The 20,933-nt window shown below is 52.0% G+C and carries 19 protein-coding genes and 1 pseudogene; 18 read left to right on the plus strand and 2 right to left on the minus strand.

The window, feature by feature from the left end:
- The first annotated feature begins 9 nt into the window (after positions 1–9).
- The 18 genes and pseudogenes from TQ39_RS13890 (at position 10) to TQ39_RS13975 (ending at position 18,770) form a co-directional block, all read left to right on the plus strand.
- On the plus strand, positions 10–222 hold the full coding sequence (locus TQ39_RS13890; protein ID WP_004611947.1) for a Maff2 family protein: 213 nt from the start codon (positions 10–12) through the stop codon (positions 220–222).
- A gap of 37 nt (positions 223–259) precedes the next feature.
- Positions 260–1,129, plus strand: a complete 870-nt coding sequence (locus TQ39_RS13895) for a VirB6/TrbL-like conjugal transfer protein, CD1112 family (protein ID WP_050005960.1) — start codon at positions 260–262, stop codon at positions 1,127–1,129.
- 15 nt (positions 1,130–1,144) lie between these two features.
- Positions 1,145–1,693 (plus strand): annotated as a pseudogene (locus tag TQ39_RS13900) (MT-A70 family methyltransferase); the annotation flags it as partial.
- Between the two features lie 7 nt (positions 1,694–1,700).
- A complete protein-coding gene (locus tag TQ39_RS13905; protein ID WP_242853507.1) occupies positions 1,701–2,084 on the plus strand; it encodes a PrgI family protein in 384 nt (127 codons plus the stop codon).
- Positions 2,085–2,145: 61 nt separating this feature from the next.
- Positions 2,146–4,485 carry a VirB4-like conjugal transfer ATPase, CD1110 family gene (locus TQ39_RS13910; RefSeq protein WP_478002443.1) on the plus strand — a complete coding sequence of 780 codons (2,340 nt, stop codon included), beginning with the start codon at positions 2,146–2,148 and terminating at the stop codon, positions 4,483–4,485.
- A 119-nt stretch (positions 4,486–4,604) separates the two neighbouring features.
- Positions 4,605–5,126, plus strand: a complete 522-nt coding sequence (locus TQ39_RS13915; RefSeq protein WP_420865191.1) for a nitrogen fixation protein — start codon at positions 4,605–4,607, stop codon at positions 5,124–5,126.
- 153 nt (positions 5,127–5,279) lie between these two features.
- Positions 5,280–6,110 (plus strand): DNA-methyltransferase, encoded by an 831-nt coding sequence (locus tag TQ39_RS13920; RefSeq protein ID WP_430651173.1) that lies wholly within the window; start codon positions 5,280–5,282, stop codon positions 6,108–6,110.
- Entirely contained in the window at positions 6,110–8,314 is a 2,205-nt protein-coding gene (locus TQ39_RS13925) for a C40 family peptidase (protein WP_050005964.1), read from the plus strand. Before TQ39_RS13920 ends, TQ39_RS13925 begins: the two co-directional genes overlap by 1 nt.
- A gap of 17 nt (positions 8,315–8,331) precedes the next feature.
- On the plus strand, positions 8,332–8,577 hold the full coding sequence (locus tag TQ39_RS13930) for a DUF4315 family protein (protein ID WP_004611956.1): 246 nt from the start codon (positions 8,332–8,334) through the stop codon (positions 8,575–8,577).
- Positions 8,570–9,379 carry a DUF4366 domain-containing protein gene (locus tag TQ39_RS13935; protein WP_050005965.1) on the plus strand — a complete coding sequence of 270 codons (810 nt, stop codon included), beginning with the start codon at positions 8,570–8,572 and terminating at the stop codon, positions 9,377–9,379. The genes TQ39_RS13930 and TQ39_RS13935 overlap by 8 nt, the downstream gene beginning before the upstream one ends.
- Positions 9,376–11,445, plus strand: a complete 2,070-nt coding sequence (locus tag TQ39_RS13940) for a DNA topoisomerase 3 (RefSeq protein ID WP_050005966.1) — start codon at positions 9,376–9,378, stop codon at positions 11,443–11,445. Before TQ39_RS13935 ends, TQ39_RS13940 begins: the two co-directional genes overlap by 4 nt.
- Positions 11,442–12,197, plus strand: a complete 756-nt coding sequence (locus tag TQ39_RS13945) for an adenine nucleotide alpha hydrolase family protein (RefSeq protein ID WP_050005967.1) — start codon at positions 11,442–11,444, stop codon at positions 12,195–12,197. Before TQ39_RS13940 ends, TQ39_RS13945 begins: the two co-directional genes overlap by 4 nt.
- 15 nt (positions 12,198–12,212) lie before the next feature.
- Positions 12,213–14,027 carry a DUF3849 domain-containing protein gene (locus tag TQ39_RS13950; RefSeq protein ID WP_050005968.1) on the plus strand — a complete coding sequence of 605 codons (1,815 nt, stop codon included), beginning with the start codon at positions 12,213–12,215 and terminating at the stop codon, positions 14,025–14,027.
- A 5-nt stretch (positions 14,028–14,032) separates the two neighbouring features.
- Positions 14,033–15,304 (plus strand): MutS N-terminal domain-containing protein, encoded by a 1,272-nt coding sequence (locus tag TQ39_RS13955; RefSeq protein WP_050005969.1) that lies wholly within the window; start codon positions 14,033–14,035, stop codon positions 15,302–15,304.
- A 2-nt stretch (positions 15,305–15,306) separates the two neighbouring features.
- Positions 15,307–15,519: a transposon-transfer assisting family protein gene (locus TQ39_RS13960; RefSeq protein WP_050005970.1), complete on the plus strand. Its 213-nt coding sequence runs from the start codon at positions 15,307–15,309 to the stop codon at positions 15,517–15,519.
- Positions 15,520–15,532: 13 nt separating this feature from the next.
- Positions 15,533–17,290, plus strand: a complete 1,758-nt coding sequence (locus TQ39_RS13965) for an antirestriction protein ArdA (protein ID WP_050005971.1) — start codon at positions 15,533–15,535, stop codon at positions 17,288–17,290.
- A 450-nt stretch (positions 17,291–17,740) separates the two neighbouring features.
- Positions 17,741–18,109: a helix-turn-helix domain-containing protein gene (locus TQ39_RS13970; protein ID WP_004611963.1), complete on the plus strand. Its 369-nt coding sequence runs from the start codon at positions 17,741–17,743 to the stop codon at positions 18,107–18,109.
- Between the two features lie 139 nt (positions 18,110–18,248).
- Positions 18,249–18,770 carry an SLOG family protein gene (locus tag TQ39_RS13975; RefSeq protein WP_004611964.1) on the plus strand — a complete coding sequence of 174 codons (522 nt, stop codon included), beginning with the start codon at positions 18,249–18,251 and terminating at the stop codon, positions 18,768–18,770.
- Positions 18,771–18,837: 67 nt separating this feature from the next.
- Here TQ39_RS13975 and TQ39_RS13980 read toward each other — a convergent pair whose 3' ends face one another.
- Both TQ39_RS13980 and TQ39_RS13985 read right to left on the minus strand, forming a co-directional pair.
- Positions 18,838–19,437 (minus strand): hypothetical protein, encoded by a 600-nt coding sequence (locus tag TQ39_RS13980; protein ID WP_050005972.1) that lies wholly within the window; start codon positions 19,435–19,437, stop codon positions 18,838–18,840.
- A 17-nt stretch (positions 19,438–19,454) separates the two neighbouring features.
- Positions 19,455–20,906, minus strand: a complete 1,452-nt coding sequence (locus TQ39_RS13985) for an NYN domain-containing protein (protein WP_242853509.1) — start codon at positions 20,904–20,906, stop codon at positions 19,455–19,457.
- Between the last annotated feature and the right edge of the window lie 27 nt (positions 20,907–20,933).

Here is a 20,933-nt window from a genome sequence, read left to right on the forward strand (position 1 = left end):
AGGTCATTTATGGAATTTATCAATCAGGCAGTTACCGTTTTGCAGACCCTCGTTGTCGCCCTTGGCGCTGGCCTTGCCGTGTGGGGCGTGGTCAACCTCATGGAGGGGTACGGCAATGACAATCCCGGTGCCAAGAGCCAAGGAATCAAGCAGTTGATGGCCGGTGGTGGTGTGGTACTCATCGGCACGACCCTTATCCCGCTCCTGTCTGGCCTGTTCTGATCCGGCAGCCCCAGCATAACCGAAAGGTGGTGAAATATTGGGATTTATCCTTGAAAAAATCGAAGAAGCCATAAAAGAGCTTCTGATCGGCTGGATTGAAAGCAACATGACCAATATGTTCACCGATGTCAACGACAAGGTAGGGACGATAGCTGCTGAGGTAGGCAAAACGCCCTCTTCATGGGATAGCAGCATATACCAGATGATCCGGGGACTATCCGAAAATGTGATAGTCCCCATCGCTGGTATCATCATCACCTTTGTCCTGTGTTACGAGCTGATCTCCATGATCACCGAGAAAAACAACTTGCATGACATGGACACATGGATGTTCTTCAAGTGGTTCTTCAAGGCGGCTGTGGCGATCTACCTCGTTACCAATACCTTTGACATTGTGATGGCGGTCTTCGACATCGGTCAGAATGTCGTAGCCGGTGCAGCCGGTGTCATAAGCGGCGACACGAACATCGACATCGAATCCACTCTTGAACAAATGCGCGCCAGCATGGAAACGATGGGCATTGGCGAACTGCTCGGCTTGTCCATAGAGACGCTGCTGATCAGCCTGTGCCTCAAGATCATGTCGATTCTCATCACGGTCATTCTCTATGGCCGTATGATTGAGATTTATTGCACCGTGAGCATCGCGCCCATTCCCATTGCGACGATGAGCAACCGCGAATGGGGCAGCATCGGCACGAACTACCTCAAAGGGCTGTTCGCGCTGGCATTCCAAGGCTTCCTCATCATGGTGTGCGTTGCGATCTATGCCGTGCTCATCAACAACATGATCATCGCAGCCAATATCCACTCGGCGCTGTTCTCGGTGGCAGCTTATACGGTCATCCTCTGCTTCTCCCTGTTCAAGACAGGTTCGCTTGCAAAGTCACTATTCAATGCCCACTGAGAAAGGAGGGTCAACTTGAAGAAATACTCCGTGATCTACGCCGACCCTCCGTGGCGGTACAAGGTCTACTCAAAGAAGGGGCTTGGCCGCTCAGCGGAAAGCCATTACCCGACCATGAGCCTTGAAGACATCAAGGCTCTGCCTATTGGAGAGCTTGCAGCAAAAGACTGTGCGCTCTTCATGTGGATTACCTTCCCCTGTATGCAGGAGGCGTTCCAAGTCCTTGAAGCATGGGGATTTGAATACAAAACGACGGCTTTTGTCTGGATCAAGCAGAACCGGGTGTCCGACAGTCTCTTTTGGGGCATGGGGTACTGGACACGGGCGAATGCTGAACTCTGCATCCTTGCAACGAAAGGCCATCCCAAACGGGCAAGCCCCGGTGTGCATCAGGTCATCATGAGCCACATCGAAGAGCACTCCAAGAAACCGGAGGAAGCCCGCAACCGCATCGTCCAGCTCATGGGCGATGTCCCGCGCATCGAACTTTTCGCCCGCCAGTCCCCCGAAGGCTGGGATGTATGGGGCAATGAGGTCGAATGCAGCATCACGCTTGGAAAGGAGGTTCCCAATGGCGTTTGTACCGGTCCCGAAGGACCTGAATCGTGTCAAGACGAAGGTCATGTTCAACCTGACAAAGCGGCAGCTCATCTGCTTTGCGCTGGCTGCGGCAGCGGGTGTTCCGATCTTCTTCCTGACTAAGCCCAGCCTCGGCATCTCCACTTCGGCAATGCTGATGGTGGTCATCATGCTCCCGTTTATCTTCTTCGCTCTCTATGAGAAGGACGGGCAACCGGCTGAAAAAATCCTCGGTCATGTGATCAAGTCCATGTTTTTGAGGGATAAGGTGCGGCCATACCGCACGAGCAACCTATACGCTGCGCTCCAGCAGGAAATCAAAGAGAAGGAGGAATTGCAGATTGCACAGCAGCACGAAAAAGGCCGCAGAGCCTAAGCGGCTTACCAAAAACGGCAAGGTGTACGGCGATCTTCTCTCCGCTGAGGAAAAGAAGAAGCTGGTCCTGCAGAAGAAAAAGGCCAAGAAGACAAAGAAAGTCCGTCAGTCGGCGCAGCAGACTATCCCCTATGTGGAGATGTGCCGCGACGGCATCTGCAAGGTCAACAGCCGCCTCTACACAAAGACTATCCGTTTCAACGACATCAACTACCAGCTCGCCCAGAACGAGGACAAAACGGCTATCTTTGAGAACTGGTGCGACTTTTTGAACTACTTTGACAGCTCGATTTTTGTCCAGTTCTCCTTTATCAACCAGAGGACGAGCATCAGCGAGTTCAAGAAGCAGATCGACATCCCGGAGCAGGATGACGAGTTCAACGACATCCGCAGCGAGTATTCCGAGATGCTGCAAAACCAGCTCACGAAGGGCAACAACGGCCTCATCAAGCGCAAGTACATTACCTTCGGCATTGAGGCCGACTCCCTGCGCATGGCGAAGGCCAAGCTGGATCGGATTGAGACGGACATCCTCAATAATTTCAAAACCCTCGGTGTGAAGACCGAGCCGCTGTCCGGCTACGAACGGCTGAAAGTGCTCCATGATGTGTTCAACATGGACTCGAACGAGCCGTTCCGCTTCTCCTTTGACATGGTAGCCCGGACGGGACTCAGCAGCAAAGATTTCATCGCGCCCACTTCCTTCGACTTCCGTGAAGGCAAGTGCTTCAAGATGGGCAAGGCCATCGGCGCAGTGAGCTTCCTGCAAATCCTCGCGCCGGAACTCAATGACCGGATGCTGGCTGACTTCCTCGACATGGACAGCAACATCACGGTCAATCTTCATATCCGCACGATTGATCAGGCGAAAGCCATCAAGAGTATCAAGATGAAGATTACTGACCTCGACAAGATGAAAATTGAAGAGCAGAAGAAGGCCGTGAGAAGCGGATATGACATGGAAATCATCCCGTCCGACCTTGCCACCTACGGCGGTGAGGCCAAGCGCCTGTTGCAGGACCTTCAGACGCGCAACGAGAGAATGTTCCTTGTGACCATCCTCATCATGAATACCGCTGCCTCCCGCCAGAAGCTCGAAAATGCCATCTTCCAGACGGCTTCCATTGCCCAGAAATACAACTGTGCGCTCAAGCGGCTGGACTTCCAGCAGGAAGAAGGGCTGATGTCCTCTCTCCCGATTGGCCTGAATCAGATCGAGATTGAGCGCGGGCTGACCACCTCTTCGACGGCGGTGTTCGTCCCGTTCACGACGCAGGAGCTTTTTCAGAGCGGCGAGGCGCTGTATTACGGGCTGAACGCGCTCTCCAACAACATGATCATGGTTGACCGCAAGCAGCTCAAAAACCCGAACGGTCTGATCCTCGGCACCCCCGGCTCCGGCAAGAGCTTTTCGGCGAAGCGGGAAATGACCAACGCCTTCCTCATCACAGAGGATGACATCATCGTCTGCGATCCCGAGGCGGAGTATTATCCCCTTGTGCAGAAGCTCGGCGGTCAGGTCATCCGCATCTCGCCGGTGAGCACCGACTACATCAACCCGCTGGACATCAATGTGAACTACTCGGAAGAGGAAAACCCGCTGACTTTGAAGTCTGATTTCATCCTCTCCATGTGTGAGCTGATTGTGGGCGGCAAGGATGGGCTGCAACCGGTGGAAAAGACCATCATCGACCGCAGCGTCCGCAAGGTGTATCAGGACTACCTTGCCGATCCGGTCCCTGAGAAGATGCCTATTCTCGAAGACCTCTACAACATCCTGCGCAGTCAGAGTGAGCCGGAGGCACAGCGGATTGCCACTGCCCTTGAAATCTATGTGCATGGCTCGCTGAATGTCTTCAATCACCGGACGAATGTGGATGTGAATAATCGCTTCGTCTGCTATGACATCAAGCAGCTCGGAAAGCAGCTCAAAAAGCTGGGGATGCTCATTGTGCAGGATCAGGTCTGGAACCGCGTGACCATCAACCGTGCCCAGCACAAGGCGACGCGCTATTACATGGACGAGTTCCACCTTCTGCTCAAGGAAGAGCAGACAGCGGCATACAGTGTCGAGATTTGGAAGCGGTTCCGTAAATGGGGCGGCATCCCCACCGGGATCACGCAGAATGTCAAGGATTTGCTGGCTTCCCGTGAGATCGAGAACATCTTCGAGAACTCCGACTTCGTTTACCTTCTGAACCAGGCATCCGGCGACCGGCAGATTCTCTCGAAGGCGCTGAACATCTCGCCCAGCCAGCAGAACTACATCACCAATTCCAACGCCGGTGAAGGCTTGATCTTCTACGGCTCGACCATCGTCCCCTTCAAGGATGACTTCCCGAAGGACACGATGCTCTATCGTTACATGACCACCAAACCCGAAGAAACCTTGCAGAATTAAGGAGGACTACCATTATGAAAAAGAATATGAATGAGAACTTTGAGATCACCGTTGACGAGATGACCGAGATTTTCGGCGATACGCCGGTTGAGATGAGCTTCCGCGAGGTCAAGGAAGGCATGGACAGCTTCTTCGGCCTGATGGGGCTGACCGTGGAGCTGGTCAACCTGATCCGCAAGGAGGACGAGCTGAAAAAGCACCACCGCGCTTACCTCCATGTCCGCGAGGAAATCGCCGAGTGCGCCAATGAGGCGACGGAGGTCATCGGCGGTATTCTCGACTCCATTCAGGAGAAAGAACACATCTACCGTGTGTCCGGCTCTCCTTCCGCTTTTGATATGGATGAGGAAGACGAGTATGAGGATGATTTCGTCACCATCCCCAAGGAGAAGTACGACAGCATGATTGAGGATCTGCTGACGATGGCCGAGCTGATCGACATGGTATCGGATATGCGCACCAAGGATGTCCGCGCCATTCAGGAGTTTGGCAAGTTCATCCCGGCCTATGCCGCCTATGAGCGCAATCGTCTTTCCCTGTACCGCGAAGCGGCGAAGGAGGCCGAGTCCATCATCGACCGCTGGGAGGATGAGCTGGACGATGACGAGGACTACGAGCCGGACGAGTATTTCTCCGACTGATTGCGCATCAAGTCTCGCAGAAAGGAGGGAGTCCCCATACAGCTTGATCACATTTACACCGGCGATTGTCTCGAAGTCCTCAAAACGCTGCCCGATGAAAGCGTCCATTGCTGCATCACCTCCCCGCCGTATTACGCGCTGCGTGATTACGGTGTGGACGGGCAGATCGGCAGAGAGGCAACGCCAAAGGAATACATCTCGCGCCTGACGGAAGTGTTCACCGAAGTCAGGCGCGTACTGCGCTCAGACGGGACGCTCTGGCTTAACATCTCCGACACCTATGCCGGGAAAGGCAATCAGGGCGGCTATGTGGACGCAAAGAATCCCAAGGGCAGAAACGGTCAGGCTGTGGCTCTCAACTACAAGGTTGAGGGCTGCAAGCCCAAGGATATGATCGGCATCCCGTGGATGCTGGCCTTTTCGCTCCGCGACTCCGGCTGGTATTTGCGCAATGACATTATCTGGATGAAAGAAAACCCGATGCCGGAAAGCGTCAAAGACCGCTGCGCCCGCTGCTATGAGCATATCTTTCTGTTCTCGAAGTCACGGAAGTATTTCTTTGACTACAAGGCCATTTCCGAGCCGATTGCTCCCGGAACGGTAAGCAGGCTCAAGCGCGGGGTCAAGGGAAGCAACAAATACGGGGAGCCGATCCCCGGACAGGCAAAGCAGCAGACCATCAACCTGTGCCGTGAACACGGTGCTATCTCCGATGAGATGATCAATCCGCTGCGTAACAAGCGGGATGTCTGGATTATCAACACCGTCCCCTTCAAAGGCGGTCACTATGCCGCATACCCGCCGAAGCTGGTTGAAACCTGTCTGCTTGCCGGATGCCCGAAAGACGGCGTTGTCCTTGATCCCTTCATAGGCAGCGGCACAACCGGTATGGTCGCAAAGCAGCTTGACCGTCACTATGTCGGAATTGAGTTAAACCCTGAATACAAGGAACTTGCCGAGGCGCGGATTGGAGGTGAAATCTGATGCCGCATGATGAATTGAAGCCCAAAGACCGGGTTGTCCTGCGGATGACCAGAGACGGCGCAGTGGAAGAAAACCTCACCGAAGGCACCTCAGAAAAAGTGTCAAAACGGCTTGAGGACGCCCAACTTGTTGCGCCCCACGACACGGAAACCGGCGATATTGCCGAAGAGGTCAAGAAGCGGCGGCAGCTTCGTCCTGATGAGCTGGAAGACGCAGTGAGTCAGGCTCAAGCCGAAACACAGTCCGCAGATGCGGCGCAAGAGTACAATCCGGGCGATCTACCCGTCAGCGATGATCCCACATCTCACACTCTGCACTCTGAGACATACCGCACCCATTCCGTTGACTACGGAAAAGCATTTGCCGATACCGCTGTTACCGGTAAGGTCAGCAGACCTCGCGCTGAAAGGCAGATTGATGGAGAGTCCGTTCTGGAAAGAGCGGCGGAAACCTCCGCAGAGATGCCGGACCTTGACGATGATGCCCCAGCTTCCAGACGGATTGAACGGTTGGAGCGAAAATCTCAGAAGGCGCATGAGCGTCTGGATGCCGCCCGTGAGAAGCTGCCCACCAAGAAGGTGTTGAAAAAAGAGCGCGTCTTTGACGAGGAAACCGGTAAAGGCAAAACCCGCCTCTACTTTGAAGACGAGCTGAAAGTCCCCAAGGGACAGAGCAAATTGCAGTTTGAGGCAGACAAGACCGTCCGCAAGGTCGGCGATACGCTTGCCTCTGGCATCCACGGCAAAATCCATGAGGTGGAGCAGGAAAACTCCGGTGTAGAAGCTGCCCATAAGACAGAGATTGCCGCCGAGTCCGTTGTCCGCCACTACCAGCATCATACAGAGCGCAGTGCAAACAAGCCGTTCGAGAAGGTGTCCAAGCTGGAGCAGAAGGCCGAGGCCGCTGACCGGAAGCTCCATTTTGAGAAGACGGTTGCCGAAAACCCTGAGATGAAGGCTTCCCGAGCCAATATGAACAAGCACTACCAGAAGCAGCACATCAAGAAGGAATACGCTGCGGCTCGCAAGGCCGGGGCGCAAACGGCCTCCACCGCCACCAAGTCCACCGCTAAAACCGTCCGAGAGAAAGCGTCGGATAAGGTCAAGGACTTTATCGCCAAGAACAAAAAGGTCTTTGCTTGGCTGGGAGCTGGCTTGATGATTCTGATCCTGTTGTCTGCTGGGATTAGCTCCTGCACGGCAATGTTCACCTCTACCACTTCGTCTGTCATCGCCACTTCCTACCTCAGTGAGGACGATGCCATGACCGGCGCGGAGGCGCAGTATTGTCAGATGGAGGCGGAGCTGCAATCGTATCTGAATAACTACGAGAGCACGCACGACTACGATGAGTACCACTTTGACCTTGATACGATTGAGCACGATCCCTATGTGCTGATCTCCATTCTATCCTCCTTCAATGAGGGAGAGTTCACACTGGACGAAATTCAGGGGCTTCTTCAAACGCTCTTTGACCGGCAATACATCCTCACCGAAGATGTGGAGGTTGAGGTACGCTACCGGACAGAGACCCGTACCGGGACAACGACTGTCACCGATCCCGAAACCGGCGAGACCAGCACGGAAACTTACACCTATGAGGTCGAAGTGCCGTATAACTACTACATCTGTACTGTCACGCTGGAAAACTTTGACCTCTCCCATTTGCCGGTCTACATCATGAATGAAGACCAGCTCTCCATGTACTCAGCCTATATGTCAACGCTGGGCAACCGCGAGGATTTGTTCCCCGGCTCCGGCTATGTGGACAAGTACATTGAAAACCCACCCGATGACTACACGGTCAATGCGGAGTATCTGACGGACGAGAAGTTCGCAACTCTCATCGCAGAGGCAGAAAAATATCTCGGCTACCCGTATGTTTGGGGCGGCTCAAATCCGTCCACTTCCTTTGACTGTTCGGGATTCGTCAGTTATGTTCTCACAAACAGCGGACTTGTCAACACCGGGCGGCTGGGTGCGCAGGGGCTTTACAATGTCTGTTCGCCTGTTTCCAGCGCCGATGTGAAGCCGGGGGATCTCGTCTTCTTTGTCGGCACTTATGACACGCCGGGCGTGTCCCATGTGGGCATCTATGTGGGCGACAATGTGATGTTGCACTGCGGCGATCCCATCCAGTACACATCCATCAACACTTCCTATTGGCAATCCCACTTTTATGCCTTTGGAAGACCCAACTACTAACCGAAAGGAGCGTTTTTATGAACCCGAAATATCAGAAGGTCTGCGCGGAAATCGCCAAAACCGAGAAGAAGGTCGAGGACCTGCAGGGGCAGCTCAAGGAGCTGTACGACAAGAAAACCGAGCTGGAAAACCTTGAAATCGTCAACACCGTCCGTGCGATGGTCATGGACAAGGATCAGATTATGGCGTTCCTTGCCGCGATGAAGGACGGCAAGGCGGAAAAGCCTACCACTACCCAGCAGGAGGTGACGGACAATGACTAAGAGAAAAGGAATCCGCACTCTGGCGGCACTTGCACTGTGCTTCGCGCTTTGTATCTCGTTCACTGTACCCGCATTCGCCTATGCGGATGATACCGAGCAGGAGCTTCCGGTCACGGAGGCGACCCAGCCCGAGGCAACACCGGAAACCGCAGCACCCGAAGAGCCTGAACCGTATGAGGGCGAGCCGATTGAAGGTGAAGGCAACGCTTATACCCGCGATCTGCTCTATGACAAGGCGACGAATAAGCAGTTCATCACGGTGCAGACCAAGACCGGCAACACCTTCTATGTCGTGATCGATTACGATGCGCCCATCAACGAGGAAAAGGAACAGTACCAAACCTATTTCCTCAACATGGTGGACGAGGCCGATCTGCTTGCCCTGTTGGATGAGGAAACGGCATCTTCGCTTACTACCTGTAACTGCGATACCCGCTGCGAGGCTGGAGCTGTCAATACGGAATGTCCTGTTTGCAAAACAAACATGAGCGAGTGCACCGGCGCTGTAACTGAGCCGGAAGAGCCGGTCGAGGACGCGGAAGCCGAAGCGCCCGAAGAGCCGGAAAACGCTTCCCCGAACATTGTCCTGATCATCGGCATCGTTGCTCTGGTCGGCATCGGCGGTGGTGCATATTACTACATCAAGTTCGTTCGCGGCAAGAAGCAGAAGGACGAGGATCTGGATTTCTTCGATGACGAGGGTTATGAGGAAGAGCCGTATATCAATGAGGACGAAGAGCCTGTCATTGCTGACGATGAGGATAACGGGGACGAAACCAAAGAAACGGAGGAAACGATTTGATCTTAGTGATTGCGGAAAAACCGAGTGTTGGAGCCGCTATCGGGAAGGTGCTGGGTGCTTCCTCCCGTAAGGACGGCTATCTCGAAGGAAACAACTACATCGTCTCATGGTGCGTCGGTCATCTTGTGGGGCTTGCGGACGCAAGCTCCTACGATGAGCGCTTTGCCAAATGGCGGTACAGCGATCTCCCCATCGTCCCGGAGGAATGGCTGTTTGAAGTCCCGAAGGACAAGCAGAAGCAGTTCAAGGTGCTGTGCGACCTCATGCGCGATAAGCGTGTGACCGAGCTTGTCTGCGCCACCGATGCAGGACGCGAGGGCGAGCTGATTTTCCGGTTGGTCTACAACAAAGCCGGTTGCACAAAGCCCTTTAAGCGCCTGTGGATCAGTTCGTTGGAAGATAGCGCAATCCGGGAGGGCTTTGCCCATCTGCGAAGCAGCGGCGAGTATGACCGGCTCTACGAAGCCGCGCTTGCCCGTTCCAAGGCAGATTGGATTGTCGGCATCAACGGCACAAGGCTGTTCTCGACACTCTATCATAAGAAGCTGGTGGTCGGGCGCGTCCAAACGCCTACGCTGGCAATGCTGGTGGAGCGTGAAGGCAAAATCTCAACCTTCCATAAGGAGAAATACTTCAATGTCCATATCAGCAAAGACAACCTGACGGCGGACCTGGAAAAGGTCAAAACCGAAGAGGAAGCGAAGGCGATTGCGGCGGCTTGCGATAAAAAGCAAGCCGTCGTTTCTTCTCTCAAGAAGGAGACGAAGACGGTCAACCCGCCGAGGCTCTATGATCTGACCACCTTGCAGCGGGAAGCCAACCGCTACTATGGCTTTACCGCCCAGCAGACGCTCGATCTGGTGCAGTCCCTCTATGAGAAAAAGCTGCTCACCTATCCCCGAACGGACAGTCAGTTCATCACTGAGGATATGGAGAGCACCGCTCATCAGGTGATCGGCATTGTCTCCCGCAAGCTGCCGCTCTTCGAGGGCATTACCCATGAGCCGGACATCGGGCGAATTACCAACAACGCCAAGGTCACTGACCATCATGCCATTATTCCCACCGTCCAGCTTGAAAAGCAAGACCTCGCCGAGCTGCCGGAGTCGGAACAAAAAATCATCCAGCTTGTCGCCATGCGCCTTCTGAGCGCTACCGGTGAGAAGCACATCTACGACGAGACTTCGGTCACGCTCACCTGTGAGGGCTACGAGTTCAAGGCAAAGGGCAAAACAGTCATGCAGGATGGATGGAAAGCCATTGAGCACCGCTTCAAGGAAACGCTCAAGAGCAAGGAAAAAGACGAGCCGGAACGCTCGCTGCCTTCTCTGAATGAGAAGGATATTCTCTCTTCTGTCGTTTCCAGCTTCACCGAACATTACACATCCCCACCGAAGCCCTACACCGAAGACTCCCTTCTGTCAGCAATGGAGACCGCCGGAAATGATGCGTTTGATGATGATACCGAAAAGAAAGGGCTTGGCACTCCTGCCACCCGCGCCGGTATCATCGAAAAGCTGGTCAAAGGTGGCTTTGTTGAGCGCAAGGGCAAATCTCTCGTGCCTACAAAGGACGGCAACAACCTTGTATGCGTCCTGCCCGAACAGATCACTTCTCCTTCCATGACGGCGGAATGGGAAAATACCCTGATGCAGATTGAGCGCGGCAATGCGGATGCGGACAAGTTCCTTTCCGGCATTGTGGGGATGACCTCCGAGCTGGTCAAAGCCTATCCCTTCCTCTCTGACGCCGAGGCAAACCGCTTCGATACCGGCAGAGAGTCCATTGGCAAATGTCCGCGCTGCGGCTCGCCGGTCTATGTAGGCAAGGGAAACTACTACTGCTCGAACAAGGAATGCTCCTTCTGTATGTGGGAGGATAACAAGTTCTTTACGAGTAAGAAAAAGAAGCTGACCAAGAAAATCGCCGCCGAACTGCTGGACAAGGGTTGGTGCAGAGTGACCGGGCTTTATACGCCAAAGCGCCCGCAGCTCTATGATGCGGTGATCCGTCTGGATGACACAGGCGGCAAGTATGTCAGCTTCAAGATGGAGTTCGACCGATGACGCGCCCGCGATATATTGCCTCATGCAGCGGAGGCAAGGACAGCGTAGCAACCATTCTCCTTGCTGCGGAGAAAAACGAGCCGTTGGATGAGGTCATTTACAGTGAGGTGATGTTCGATCAGGAGATCAGTGGAGAAGTCCCGGAGCATCGGGACTTTATCCACCAAAAGCTCAAACCGTTCGTTGAAAATGAACTCGGATGCAAATTCACGGTTCTGCGAAGTGACAAAACTTACGATGATGTGTTCCATCACATTATCACAAGAGGACCTTATGAAGGGCTGCTCCGAGGTTTTGTCTGGCCGGGAAAGTGCGCGGTAAATCGGGACTGTAAAATGCCTCCACTCCGCAAGTACCACAAGGCTCAACCTGATGACACCCGCAGCTATGTAGGTATTGCATTGGACGAGCCAAAGCGTCTTGCCAGACTGAATAAGGAGAAGGACATCAGCCTTCTTGCAAAGTATGGCATGACGGAAGCGGATGCTTGGCGGCTGTGCGAGAAATACGATATGCTCTCGCCCTGTTATCAACATTCCAAACGCAACGGTTGTTGGTTCTGCCCGAACGCATCGACTTCTGAGCTTTCCCACATGGTCAACCGTCACCCTGACTTATTTGAGAAGTTGATTGAATGGGAACATACAGATAATTTGTATCATCGCAGATTGACCAGAACGGAAACTCCGTCTGAGATCAAAGCCCGTCTTTCGGGCAAATCTCAGCCGGAGTTTTCTATTTCAAATCAGTAAGATTGGAGGTTAGAAATGGCTGAAAACAGAAACGCCCAGCAAGTCCGGGAAATCACCGACAAGCTGGAACAGGGAATCAAGGAACTGTTTGAATCCGAACGCTTCAAAGAGTACCTGAAAACGATGTCCAAGTTCTACAACTACTCGTTTAACAATACGCTTCTCATCGCCATGCAGAAGCCGGATGCGACGCTGATCGCCGGTTACACGGCATGGCAGCGCAACTTCGACCGCCATGTGATGAAGGGCGAAAAGGGCATCAAAATCCTTGCTCCTGCGCCCTACAAGGTGCAGGAAGAGCGGGAAAAACTCGACCCGGCAACGCAGAAGCCCGTTCTCGACAAGGACGGCAAGCCGGTCACTGAGACGGTTGAAGTGACCCGCCCCGCCTTCAAGGTGGTGAGCGTCTTCGATGTGTCCCAGACGGACGGCAAAGAGCTTCCCGATATTGCCGTGGACGAGCTGACAGGCAGCGTGGAAAACTACGCCGCCTTTTTTGATGCTCTCAAAGCGCTGTCTCCGGTCCCCATTGCCTTTGAAAATATCACCGATGGCGCAAAAGGCTACTTCTCTCATGTAGAAAACCGCATTGCCATTCAGGAGGGTATGAGTGAAATCCAGACCATCAAGACGGCGATCCACGAGATTGCCCATGCCAAGCTCCATGCCGTCACTCCGGGCGAAAAGGTTGCTCCCGAGGACAAGAAAGACCGGCGCACTAAGGAGGTCGAGGCAGAAAGCGTCGCCTATACCGTCTGCCAGCGGTACGGCATTGAAACCTCTGATTATTCCTTCGGCTATATCGCCGGTTGGTCCTCCGACAAGGAGACCAAGGAGCTGAAAGGCTCGCTGGAAACCATCCGCAAAACGGCGGCTGAGATGATCACCGGTATTGATGAAAAGCTCAAAGAGCGGATTGCCGTGAAAGAACAGGAAGCCCCTACGCCGCTGCGGGATGCGGCTATTCCGGTTTATCGGGAAGCAGCGATGTATGCCTTTGAAGCCGGTGAGCTGAGTGCTTACCGCACTTCGATGCAAGCGAACATGGACTGTAAAGAGGCGATTGAGCAGACCATCAACGACTACTACGGCAACAACCGACTTGCGACGGAGTCCGCCGTTAAGAGCATCCTTGAGAAATTCTCGCCTGAGCGCGTCGCCTATGTCCTCGCGCAAACCATCCAGCAGAAAGACCATGACGGGCGCATTTCCCCGGACTGCAAGGAATGGGCAAAGGGCATGGATGGCAGCCCGGATAATGCCTCACAGCTCATTATTGACAGCGTAAATCCGGGGCTGGTCAGCCTTTTCACCGAAGAGTTCGTCCGGCAGACCTCTATCGGCAAGGTACAGGAGCAGACACCGGCTGAACAGAGCAAACCGGCTGTGCCGGAGAAGGCACCCAAAAAGCCGGAACAGGCAGCACCGGCGAAGCATCGCCTCACACCGGAGGAAAAGAAAATCAAGGAAGCCGTCATGGACACGCTCAAAGCGCAGATTGCCGGTCGCAACGACGGGATGCTGGCTACCTACCACTCGTCCAATCAATCCTTCAAGGTGATGGTGGAGAACAAGGTCAGGATTGAGGGCAACACCGTTACCCGGGATGGCGAGCCGATGTTCGCCATTCACCGCCGCCATTCTGCCAAGAAGGTGCAAGGCTGCTATCGAGAGCTGACACCGACGCTTGAATATATCGGAAAAGAGAAGACTCAGGAAGCAGCGCGGGAAAAGCCTTCTATCCGGGAACAGCTCCGTGCTGCGGCAAAGAGCCAGCCTGAGCGGAAAACGCCGGTTAAGCAGAAGTCCCACGATGTCGGTTTGGAGTGATGCCTATGAAGTTTGAAAACATCGATCTTGTGGATGCCCTTCACCGGATTATGGACATCCACACCCAAAACTACAAAGAGGACTTTGAGCTGGACGCTGGGCTGCTTCACAGTCTTGCCGGTTCCCAATCTCCCGAGGACAAGCACCTTCTCTGGATGTCCCGTCCGAACGGCACTTACCTCCTGCCTGAGCGCGAAGTCTATGTGGAGGATTCCTACGAAAACAAAGTGTGGGAGTTTTACCATGAGCAAACCCGCGATCCCATCCTTGCCTACGCGGTTGAGATCAAGGGCGTAGAGGGCGATACCGTCAGAGGCAACCTCATTGAGCTGGACTATGCTGCCCATGTGGAGAGGATGCAAAAGCTCACCGTTCCGGTTGAGACAGTGGCAGTCTCCTTTAAGGACGATGCCACCTTTTATCTGCCTTTCCGCAGCTACCGGCGTGAAGCGATCCCGCTGGAAGAAAAGCACGGCAAGGTTGTGTCGGTGAGTTATCTGCCTGAGAATGCGACTGAGCTTGACATGATCCTCCGCCGTGAGCGCTTCAAAACGGGCTTCCATGCGAAAACCGGCAGTATTGAGGATCACATTCACAAGCTTGCCGTCCAGCATGGCGTGACAGAAAAGCTTGGCATATTGCCCCTTGAAGCGCAGACCGCCTACAATGCCGTCAAGGAAGCCCATCCCGAAGCGATTGTCTGCTTTGCCCAGAACAGTTACTTCGAGATTTACGGTGAAGATGCGAAGAAGGCAGCGCCCGCGCTCGGCACAAAGCTCCTGATGAAAGAGCTGGAAGGCGGCGGGCAGGTAGCCGTGACCGGCTTTCGGGAAGATCAGTGGGTTGCCAAGGCAAAGGCTCTGTGGGGACAAGGCAACGATGTCCTTGTTACGCAACCCGGTGAAGACGGCAGACAGGAAACCGTCAAACACCTTATCGCTGAGGACTATATCCCTGTTGGCATGGTGATGGATATGGACGGCAAAACTGTTCGCGTTGACAAAGTGGATTTTCCAAATGAAGAAGTCAGCCTGACGGACATTACGGACAGAAAAAATCCCGTTCCATTCCGTGAGCGGTTGTCTATTGTCCGTTCCTATGTGGAGGACGCTCCGGCAGAAAGCCTCTGGAAAGCAATGGACCGCAGAGAGCATCCCTCTCAGAAGAAGACTTCTGTCCTCGCAAAGCTCAAAGAACACGCCAAGAGTGCGCCGGATAAATGCGCTAAGAAACCTGAGCACACGAAGAAACCAAAATCAAAAGAAATGGAGATGTGATTATGTTTTTTACCGTTGAAGAGACAAATCTGATGTGTTGCTTCGACACTTCCAGTCGCAAGAGGCTGATTGCGGAGATGAAGGGGCTGCCCATCGGTGAACTGGATGATGAAATGGCCGAGCTACTGTTCAATACGGTTCGCAAGCTTGAGAGCATCAGTGATGAAGCGTTTGCAGAACTATATATCGCACCGGACAGCATGACTGACGATTGAAAGGAGGATGCCTATGCCTGTTTTGGACGGCAGTTTTGAAGCGTTTGTGACCAACCTCGGAAAGTATAATGAAGGGGAACTTGTCGGTGAGTGGGTGCAGTTTCCGACCACCGAGGATAAGATGAAAGAAGTGTTCGAGCGGATCGGTATTGGCTCGAAAGACGAGTTCGGTCAGGTCTATGAAGAGTGGTTCATCACCGATTATGACTGCTCCATTCACGGGGTTAGCAACCTCCTTGGGGAATATGAAAACCTCGACAAGCTCAACTACCTCGCATCCCGGCTGGATGAGATGTCCCGCTCTGAGCTTGAGCATTTTGTGGCAATCATGGATAGCGGCTGCGATGAAGTGAATGACCTCGACGATCTGATTAACCTGACCTACAATCTCGACAACTATGATTTTATCCCAGACATCAAGGACTATGACGATCTCGGTCGTTACTACTTCTTTGAGGGCGGCTACAACATTGACAACAAGTTCGGCAGCTTTGTGGACTACATCGACTTTGAGCGGTACGGGGAAGACTGCGCAATCAATGAAGGCGGCACACTGACCGACGCCGGGTACATCCGTCCTACCGGCGATAGCTGGAACCGCTACTTTGACGGCTCTCTTGAAGATATTCCCGATGAGTACCGCGTCACCGGAAGCGGCGCAGAATTGGAACAGCCAACTACAATGACTGTGCTGGTGGTCGAGCCGGACCAAAAGCCCTATGTGAAAGAAATCCCTTCCGGCCTTGAGTCCTTGCAGCATGAAGTCGGCGGGAGTATTCAGGCCGTCTATCCCTTTGCGGAGCCGGTTGCCGTTATTTGCAATGAAGAGGGCAAGCTGGAAGGCTTGCCGCTCAACCGTGCCCTGCGGGATGAAGATGGAGAAATCTATGATATTGTTGCCGGTACATTTCTGGTCACAGGTCTGACGGATGACAGCTTCGGCTCGCTCTCTCCCGATTTGCTGCGCCAGTTCATGACGGAGTTCAAAATGCCGGAGCAGTTTGCAAAAATCGGCGACAGGATCGTTGCTATCCCGATGATCTCCGAAGAGCAGCAGAAGCAGACTGTCCTTGAAGAGAAAAGCTCCATTGTCAATGAGAACACTTCCGGTATGGCGGTGGATGGCCATATCGGCACATGGCACACGATTGATCACAAGGAAATCGACGGTCACACCTTCTGGCTGATGGAGCATGATACCTTTGGTGACGATGCCTCCTGCATCATAGTCGATGAGCGCGGTGACTTGGTGCTGTCCCATATCTACGACGGCTTCGATGAGAACACGGTTGATCTGCTCCGTCAGGAGGTCATGCCGGTCGAAAAGATGCCGGATGACAGCATCAGCATCGAGGAAATGAAGCAGTACGGCTACAAATGGGGCGGAATGTTGCCCATGCGGGAAGAGGCTGCGGCTGAGGTCATGAAATCGTGCCAGATTTACCGGCTGTACGGTGATGATACCGAGGGGCTGGTTCTGGACGCTAACGAGATCAAGGAACACGCCGCCAAAGGCGGTATCTTCGGTGTGGAGAAAGCGGATTGGGTGGCCGAGCTGGAAAAGCAAAATCCACTCAAAGCCGCTGAAATGTCGCTTGAGGATGACTACGGCATGATTGACGGAATCATCAACAACGGCCCGAAGGAAGACAAAACGAGCGAGAAGGGCGGTAAAGTCTCTATCATGGATCGGCTGAAATCCGCCAAAACCGCCCAGCAGACGGATAAGCCTTCTCCCCACAAGGAGAAGAAAAGCGAGCGTGAGTTATGAGCCGGAGTAAGAAATGGAAGCTCGAATGGAGCTTCTTTTTAGGCAGCGACGGTCGGCGCAAATACAATGACCTGTGCCGCCGCTGCATTCATCCTTGCAAGCAGAGCTTCCGCGCCGTTATCATAGCCTGTCCGCATTACTTTTCCAAGCGCTCAGGACAAAGCCAAAATCTGTCGGGATAAAGGTCGAAAATCGCTGATTTCCTGCCCTCTGAGCAGAGATGAAGCGTAGCCCCGTATGTTTTCCTGTCTAAGCTCCAAACGCCTGAAATGTCAGAATAAAGGTTGATTTTCTATCAAAAGCGAAGAGCCTCGGTCGATGTCCTTGCGGGTGTCGGCTGAGGCTCTTTTTTTGTGGTTCTTTCATGAATTTCGTCCGCACTATGCCGCTAATACATTGAGAGTGGATTAGCGTTTCTGTATAACTGTGCCGCTTGTCCATATAATTACTATGAACGATACAGAAAAGGGCATGGTAGTTGTCATGATAGATAAACGAATAGGCAAGCGGATCAAGCAGTGCCGCGAACGCCTCGGTCTTACGCAGGAAGAGTTTGCCGAAAAGACCGGATTCACTGCAAACTATATTTCAACCTTAGAACGGGGCGCATCTTTTCCCCGTTGTGAAAATTTGATATTGTTGCTTAACGCTCTTGAGGTATCTGCGGATGCCATCTTCTGTGATGTACTCGACCACACGACAGAGTATAAGGCAACACAGCTCTCGAATGAATTGGGCACCCTTTCGGTTGATGCTCAAAATCGCATTCTCCAAATAGTTGAACTCCTGATCCGTCAAGAAAAAGAGAATGAAAAATAACATTCGTCATTGAACTGCGCTTATTCGGCGCAGTTTTTTCTTTTACCGCGTATTTCGACTGACTTCTGCATCTCTTCATGCTATACTATGGATAAGCGAATGAGAATAGCGCTAAAATACATAGTTGGAGAGATGAGATATGAAGACAAAGAAATGTGCATTTACCGGCCACAGACCCCAGAGCCTCCCGTTCGGATTCAATGAGGCAGACGAAAGATGTATTGCACTCAAGCAGAAGCTCAGAGATGAAATAATCAGGCAGATTGAAGAGAATGGCGTTACGCACTTTATCACCGGTATGGCAATCGGCGTTGATATGTTTGCGGCTGAGATCGTCCTTGGCTTGAAATCGGCTTATAATGGCATTACGCTTGAGTGTGCCATCCCTTGCGAAACACAAGCTGAGAAATGGAGCGAGGCTCTCAGGGATCGGTACTTTGATATAGCCTCCAAATGCGACAAAGAAACGCTTTTGCAGCAGCGTTATACGCCGGATTGTATGCACAAGCGCAATCGTTATATGGTGGACCAGGCTGATTACATTATTGCAGTATGGAACGGCAAACCGAGTGGCACAGGGAAAACCGTACAGTATGCGCAACAGCAGGGTAAGCCGGTGCGTGTCATCAATCCCATAACGCTTGTGGTAGAAAACATATAATCTGGTAATTAGCCAGCAATGAATTGAATAAGCCGCGGTTCCCATTGTGGGGACTGCGGCTTATTCTTTATTCTGAGATCAATTTTTCCCTATAAGGGATGTCGAAAAGAATCCGGTGGTAGTCGAGAAGGCGATGTTTATTAAACAGCTTTTCGGCAAGCCGAACCACTGGATGATTAAGAATCTCATCTGCAATTCCGTTTTCATTGATGAACCTAGCCCATTCAAAAGTGTCTTGAACAGCTTCGGACTCAATTACTACGGGGACGATGGTTTCTGTTAGCCGCATGGCAGGATCATTTTTGTATCGTTTACCTATCTCGCTCGGTTCACAGTTTTCATATTCATCAACATCACTGGACAGTATGGAATCAATCTTCATAAAATCATCAGGGACATCTCGTGTTAAGGTAAGCGCAATATCGCCCTTCCCGTCAGGTACGGTAATGTATTCGGCTATTTCAAGCTCGTAAGGCATCCCACCGATTTCCGCTGTCAGAGTAAACATCTGGCACAAATAAGCAGAGGTTTCATCCACCTTGTCCTCATTCATGAAACACAGCGGATTGTATTCTACGCATTCCCATTTGACTTTTCCCAATTCGGTAAGCCTGGCAATACTCTCTAATGTTTTCTTTTCCTCTTCACGCCATAATTCGTCCATCATAAATTTTACACCTCCGCTTATTTTCGTTTGAACTCCAAGACCACATCACCACTGTCGGTAATCCTCATCTGCATCGTTTTCACATATTGAGAAATGAATTGCTGTTTTTCTGCTGAACTCATTTCAATCCGTGTTGTGCGTATTGCTTCATCAAACATCTCAAATATGTTGAGTCTGACGGCATTGTCGATGTACCGATACATCTCCTTAAAGAGTGCGCCTTGCTTGATGTCTTCGGTATTCCCTGAATAGAAGTCATCTATGTAGCAGTAGAATATTCCGGCATCTGAAAGTGCATTTTTCAAGTCTGGCCCGCAGCTTTCCCGTTCGATCATGACAAGAAAACGGGCATCTTGCAGAGACGAAATCAGCCCCCAGTAGTCTGAGTCGCTTGACACAAGGATGAAGGAATCCACATTGTTTTTATAGTGTTCCTGACAGGTTCTTGAAATGAGCATCACATCAACAAGGGATTTATTTTGCTTCACTCGTTCGATCATCATGTGCTCAACAGGGATTGCGGTGAAGCTCTCCAAAATGCGCCACGCAGATGCAGCATGAACATCATCAAACAAGATGATTGAAGAAATCTTCTTTGTATATTGACGGTCAAGATTCCTCAGCGTTGCACAAAGTTTGTATGGGTCTGAATTTTCGCAATCTACCACGATGACAACTTTCTCGCTGCTTTCTATAAACTCATAGATGCTTCCCTTAACATAGCTCCCTGCGTCTGATACCTTGCTATATTCTGTGAAATAGTCATTATTCCATTGGTAAAGCAAGGTGACAAATTTCTTGTCATTATAGAGAATGTTCCCTTCTTCTTTAGGAGTCCAGTTGATGTAAACCTGATACGGATAGAAAAGCAAATGCGAGTAGTAAATATCCGCAGCGGCCTTTGTTCCATCCTCAGTTAGACCATTGGGCATCACAAAAAGATTTTTTACATATTGCCAGTTTAGCCAAAGAGGAAATAGCTTTTTGCAGTTGTTAATTCTATCAGCTATCAACTTGTTGATCTCAATAACATGATGGCAAAGTTTTTTGCTGCTCTTTCGGACAAAATTGACTCCATCGGCACTGAGCTGTGTCATGCTGTCTGGCGGAATATATTCAGGGAGATTGTAAATTGAAGTATAGTCAAACCGCATCTTTTCATTGATGTGTTTGAAATTCCGCTCTATGGCCGTTCGGATAATGCACAGGTGGCGGATTATCCGAGCCGCCTTGTCCTGTTCAAGCCTTTCATAAACTTCCGTTTTAGGCGGCTCGTGCTCATTCTCAAAAATCCGCTTTGGCACACCAATCAAATAGGCAATCTTAGAAACAATCTCATAGGTGCTGTCTTTATACCTGATTATATCTGCTTCGGGGACTTGATTATTGACGATTCCAGTATCGCTGCCATCTGCAATCGTGATAATGCGCTCATCTTCATCCAGCTCTGTTGTTTCGCGGACATCCATATTATGTTCCTTTCGAGGCATAGCGTT

The sequence above is a fragment of the Ruthenibacterium lactatiformans genome, assembly GCF_000949455.1.
Taxonomy (GTDB): domain Bacteria; phylum Bacillota; class Clostridia; order Oscillospirales; family Ruminococcaceae; genus Ruthenibacterium; species Ruthenibacterium lactatiformans.

Bases quoted from the DNA above. Each gene is read 5' to 3' on its own strand.
- TQ39_RS13950 (WP_050005968.1), top strand. From the start codon at position 12,213: ATGGCTGAAAACAGAAACGCCCAGCAAGTCCGGGAAATCACCGACAAG.
- TQ39_RS13925 (WP_050005964.1), top strand. From the start codon at position 6,110: ATGCCGCATGATGAATTGAAGCCCAAAGACCGGGTTGTCCTGCGGATG.
- TQ39_RS13915 (WP_420865191.1), top strand. From the start codon at position 4,605: ATGGACAGCTTCTTCGGCCTGATGGGGCTGACCGTGGAGCTGGTCAAC.
- TQ39_RS13985 (WP_242853509.1), bottom strand. From the start codon at position 20,906: ATGGATGTCCGCGAAACAACAGAGCTGGATGAAGATGAGCGCATTATC.
- TQ39_RS13930 (WP_004611956.1), top strand. From the start codon at position 8,332: ATGAACCCGAAATATCAGAAGGTCTGCGCGGAAATCGCCAAAACCGAG.
- TQ39_RS13935 (WP_050005965.1), top strand. From the start codon at position 8,570: ATGACTAAGAGAAAAGGAATCCGCACTCTGGCGGCACTTGCACTGTGC.
- TQ39_RS13970 (WP_004611963.1), top strand. From the start codon at position 17,741: ATGAACGATACAGAAAAGGGCATGGTAGTTGTCATGATAGATAAACGA.
- TQ39_RS13980 (WP_050005972.1), bottom strand. From the start codon at position 19,437: ATGATGGACGAATTATGGCGTGAAGAGGAAAAGAAAACATTAGAGAGT.
- TQ39_RS13960 (WP_050005970.1), top strand. From the start codon at position 15,307: ATGTTTTTTACCGTTGAAGAGACAAATCTGATGTGTTGCTTCGACACT.
- TQ39_RS13955 (WP_050005969.1), top strand. From the start codon at position 14,033: ATGAAGTTTGAAAACATCGATCTTGTGGATGCCCTTCACCGGATTATG.
- TQ39_RS13890 (WP_004611947.1), top strand. From the start codon at position 10: ATGGAATTTATCAATCAGGCAGTTACCGTTTTGCAGACCCTCGTTGTC.
- TQ39_RS13905 (WP_242853507.1), top strand. From the start codon at position 1,701: ATGGCGTTTGTACCGGTCCCGAAGGACCTGAATCGTGTCAAGACGAAG.
- TQ39_RS13965 (WP_050005971.1), top strand. From the start codon at position 15,533: ATGCCTGTTTTGGACGGCAGTTTTGAAGCGTTTGTGACCAACCTCGGA.
- TQ39_RS13945 (WP_050005967.1), top strand. From the start codon at position 11,442: ATGACGCGCCCGCGATATATTGCCTCATGCAGCGGAGGCAAGGACAGC.
- TQ39_RS13975 (WP_004611964.1), top strand. From the start codon at position 18,249: ATGAAGACAAAGAAATGTGCATTTACCGGCCACAGACCCCAGAGCCTC.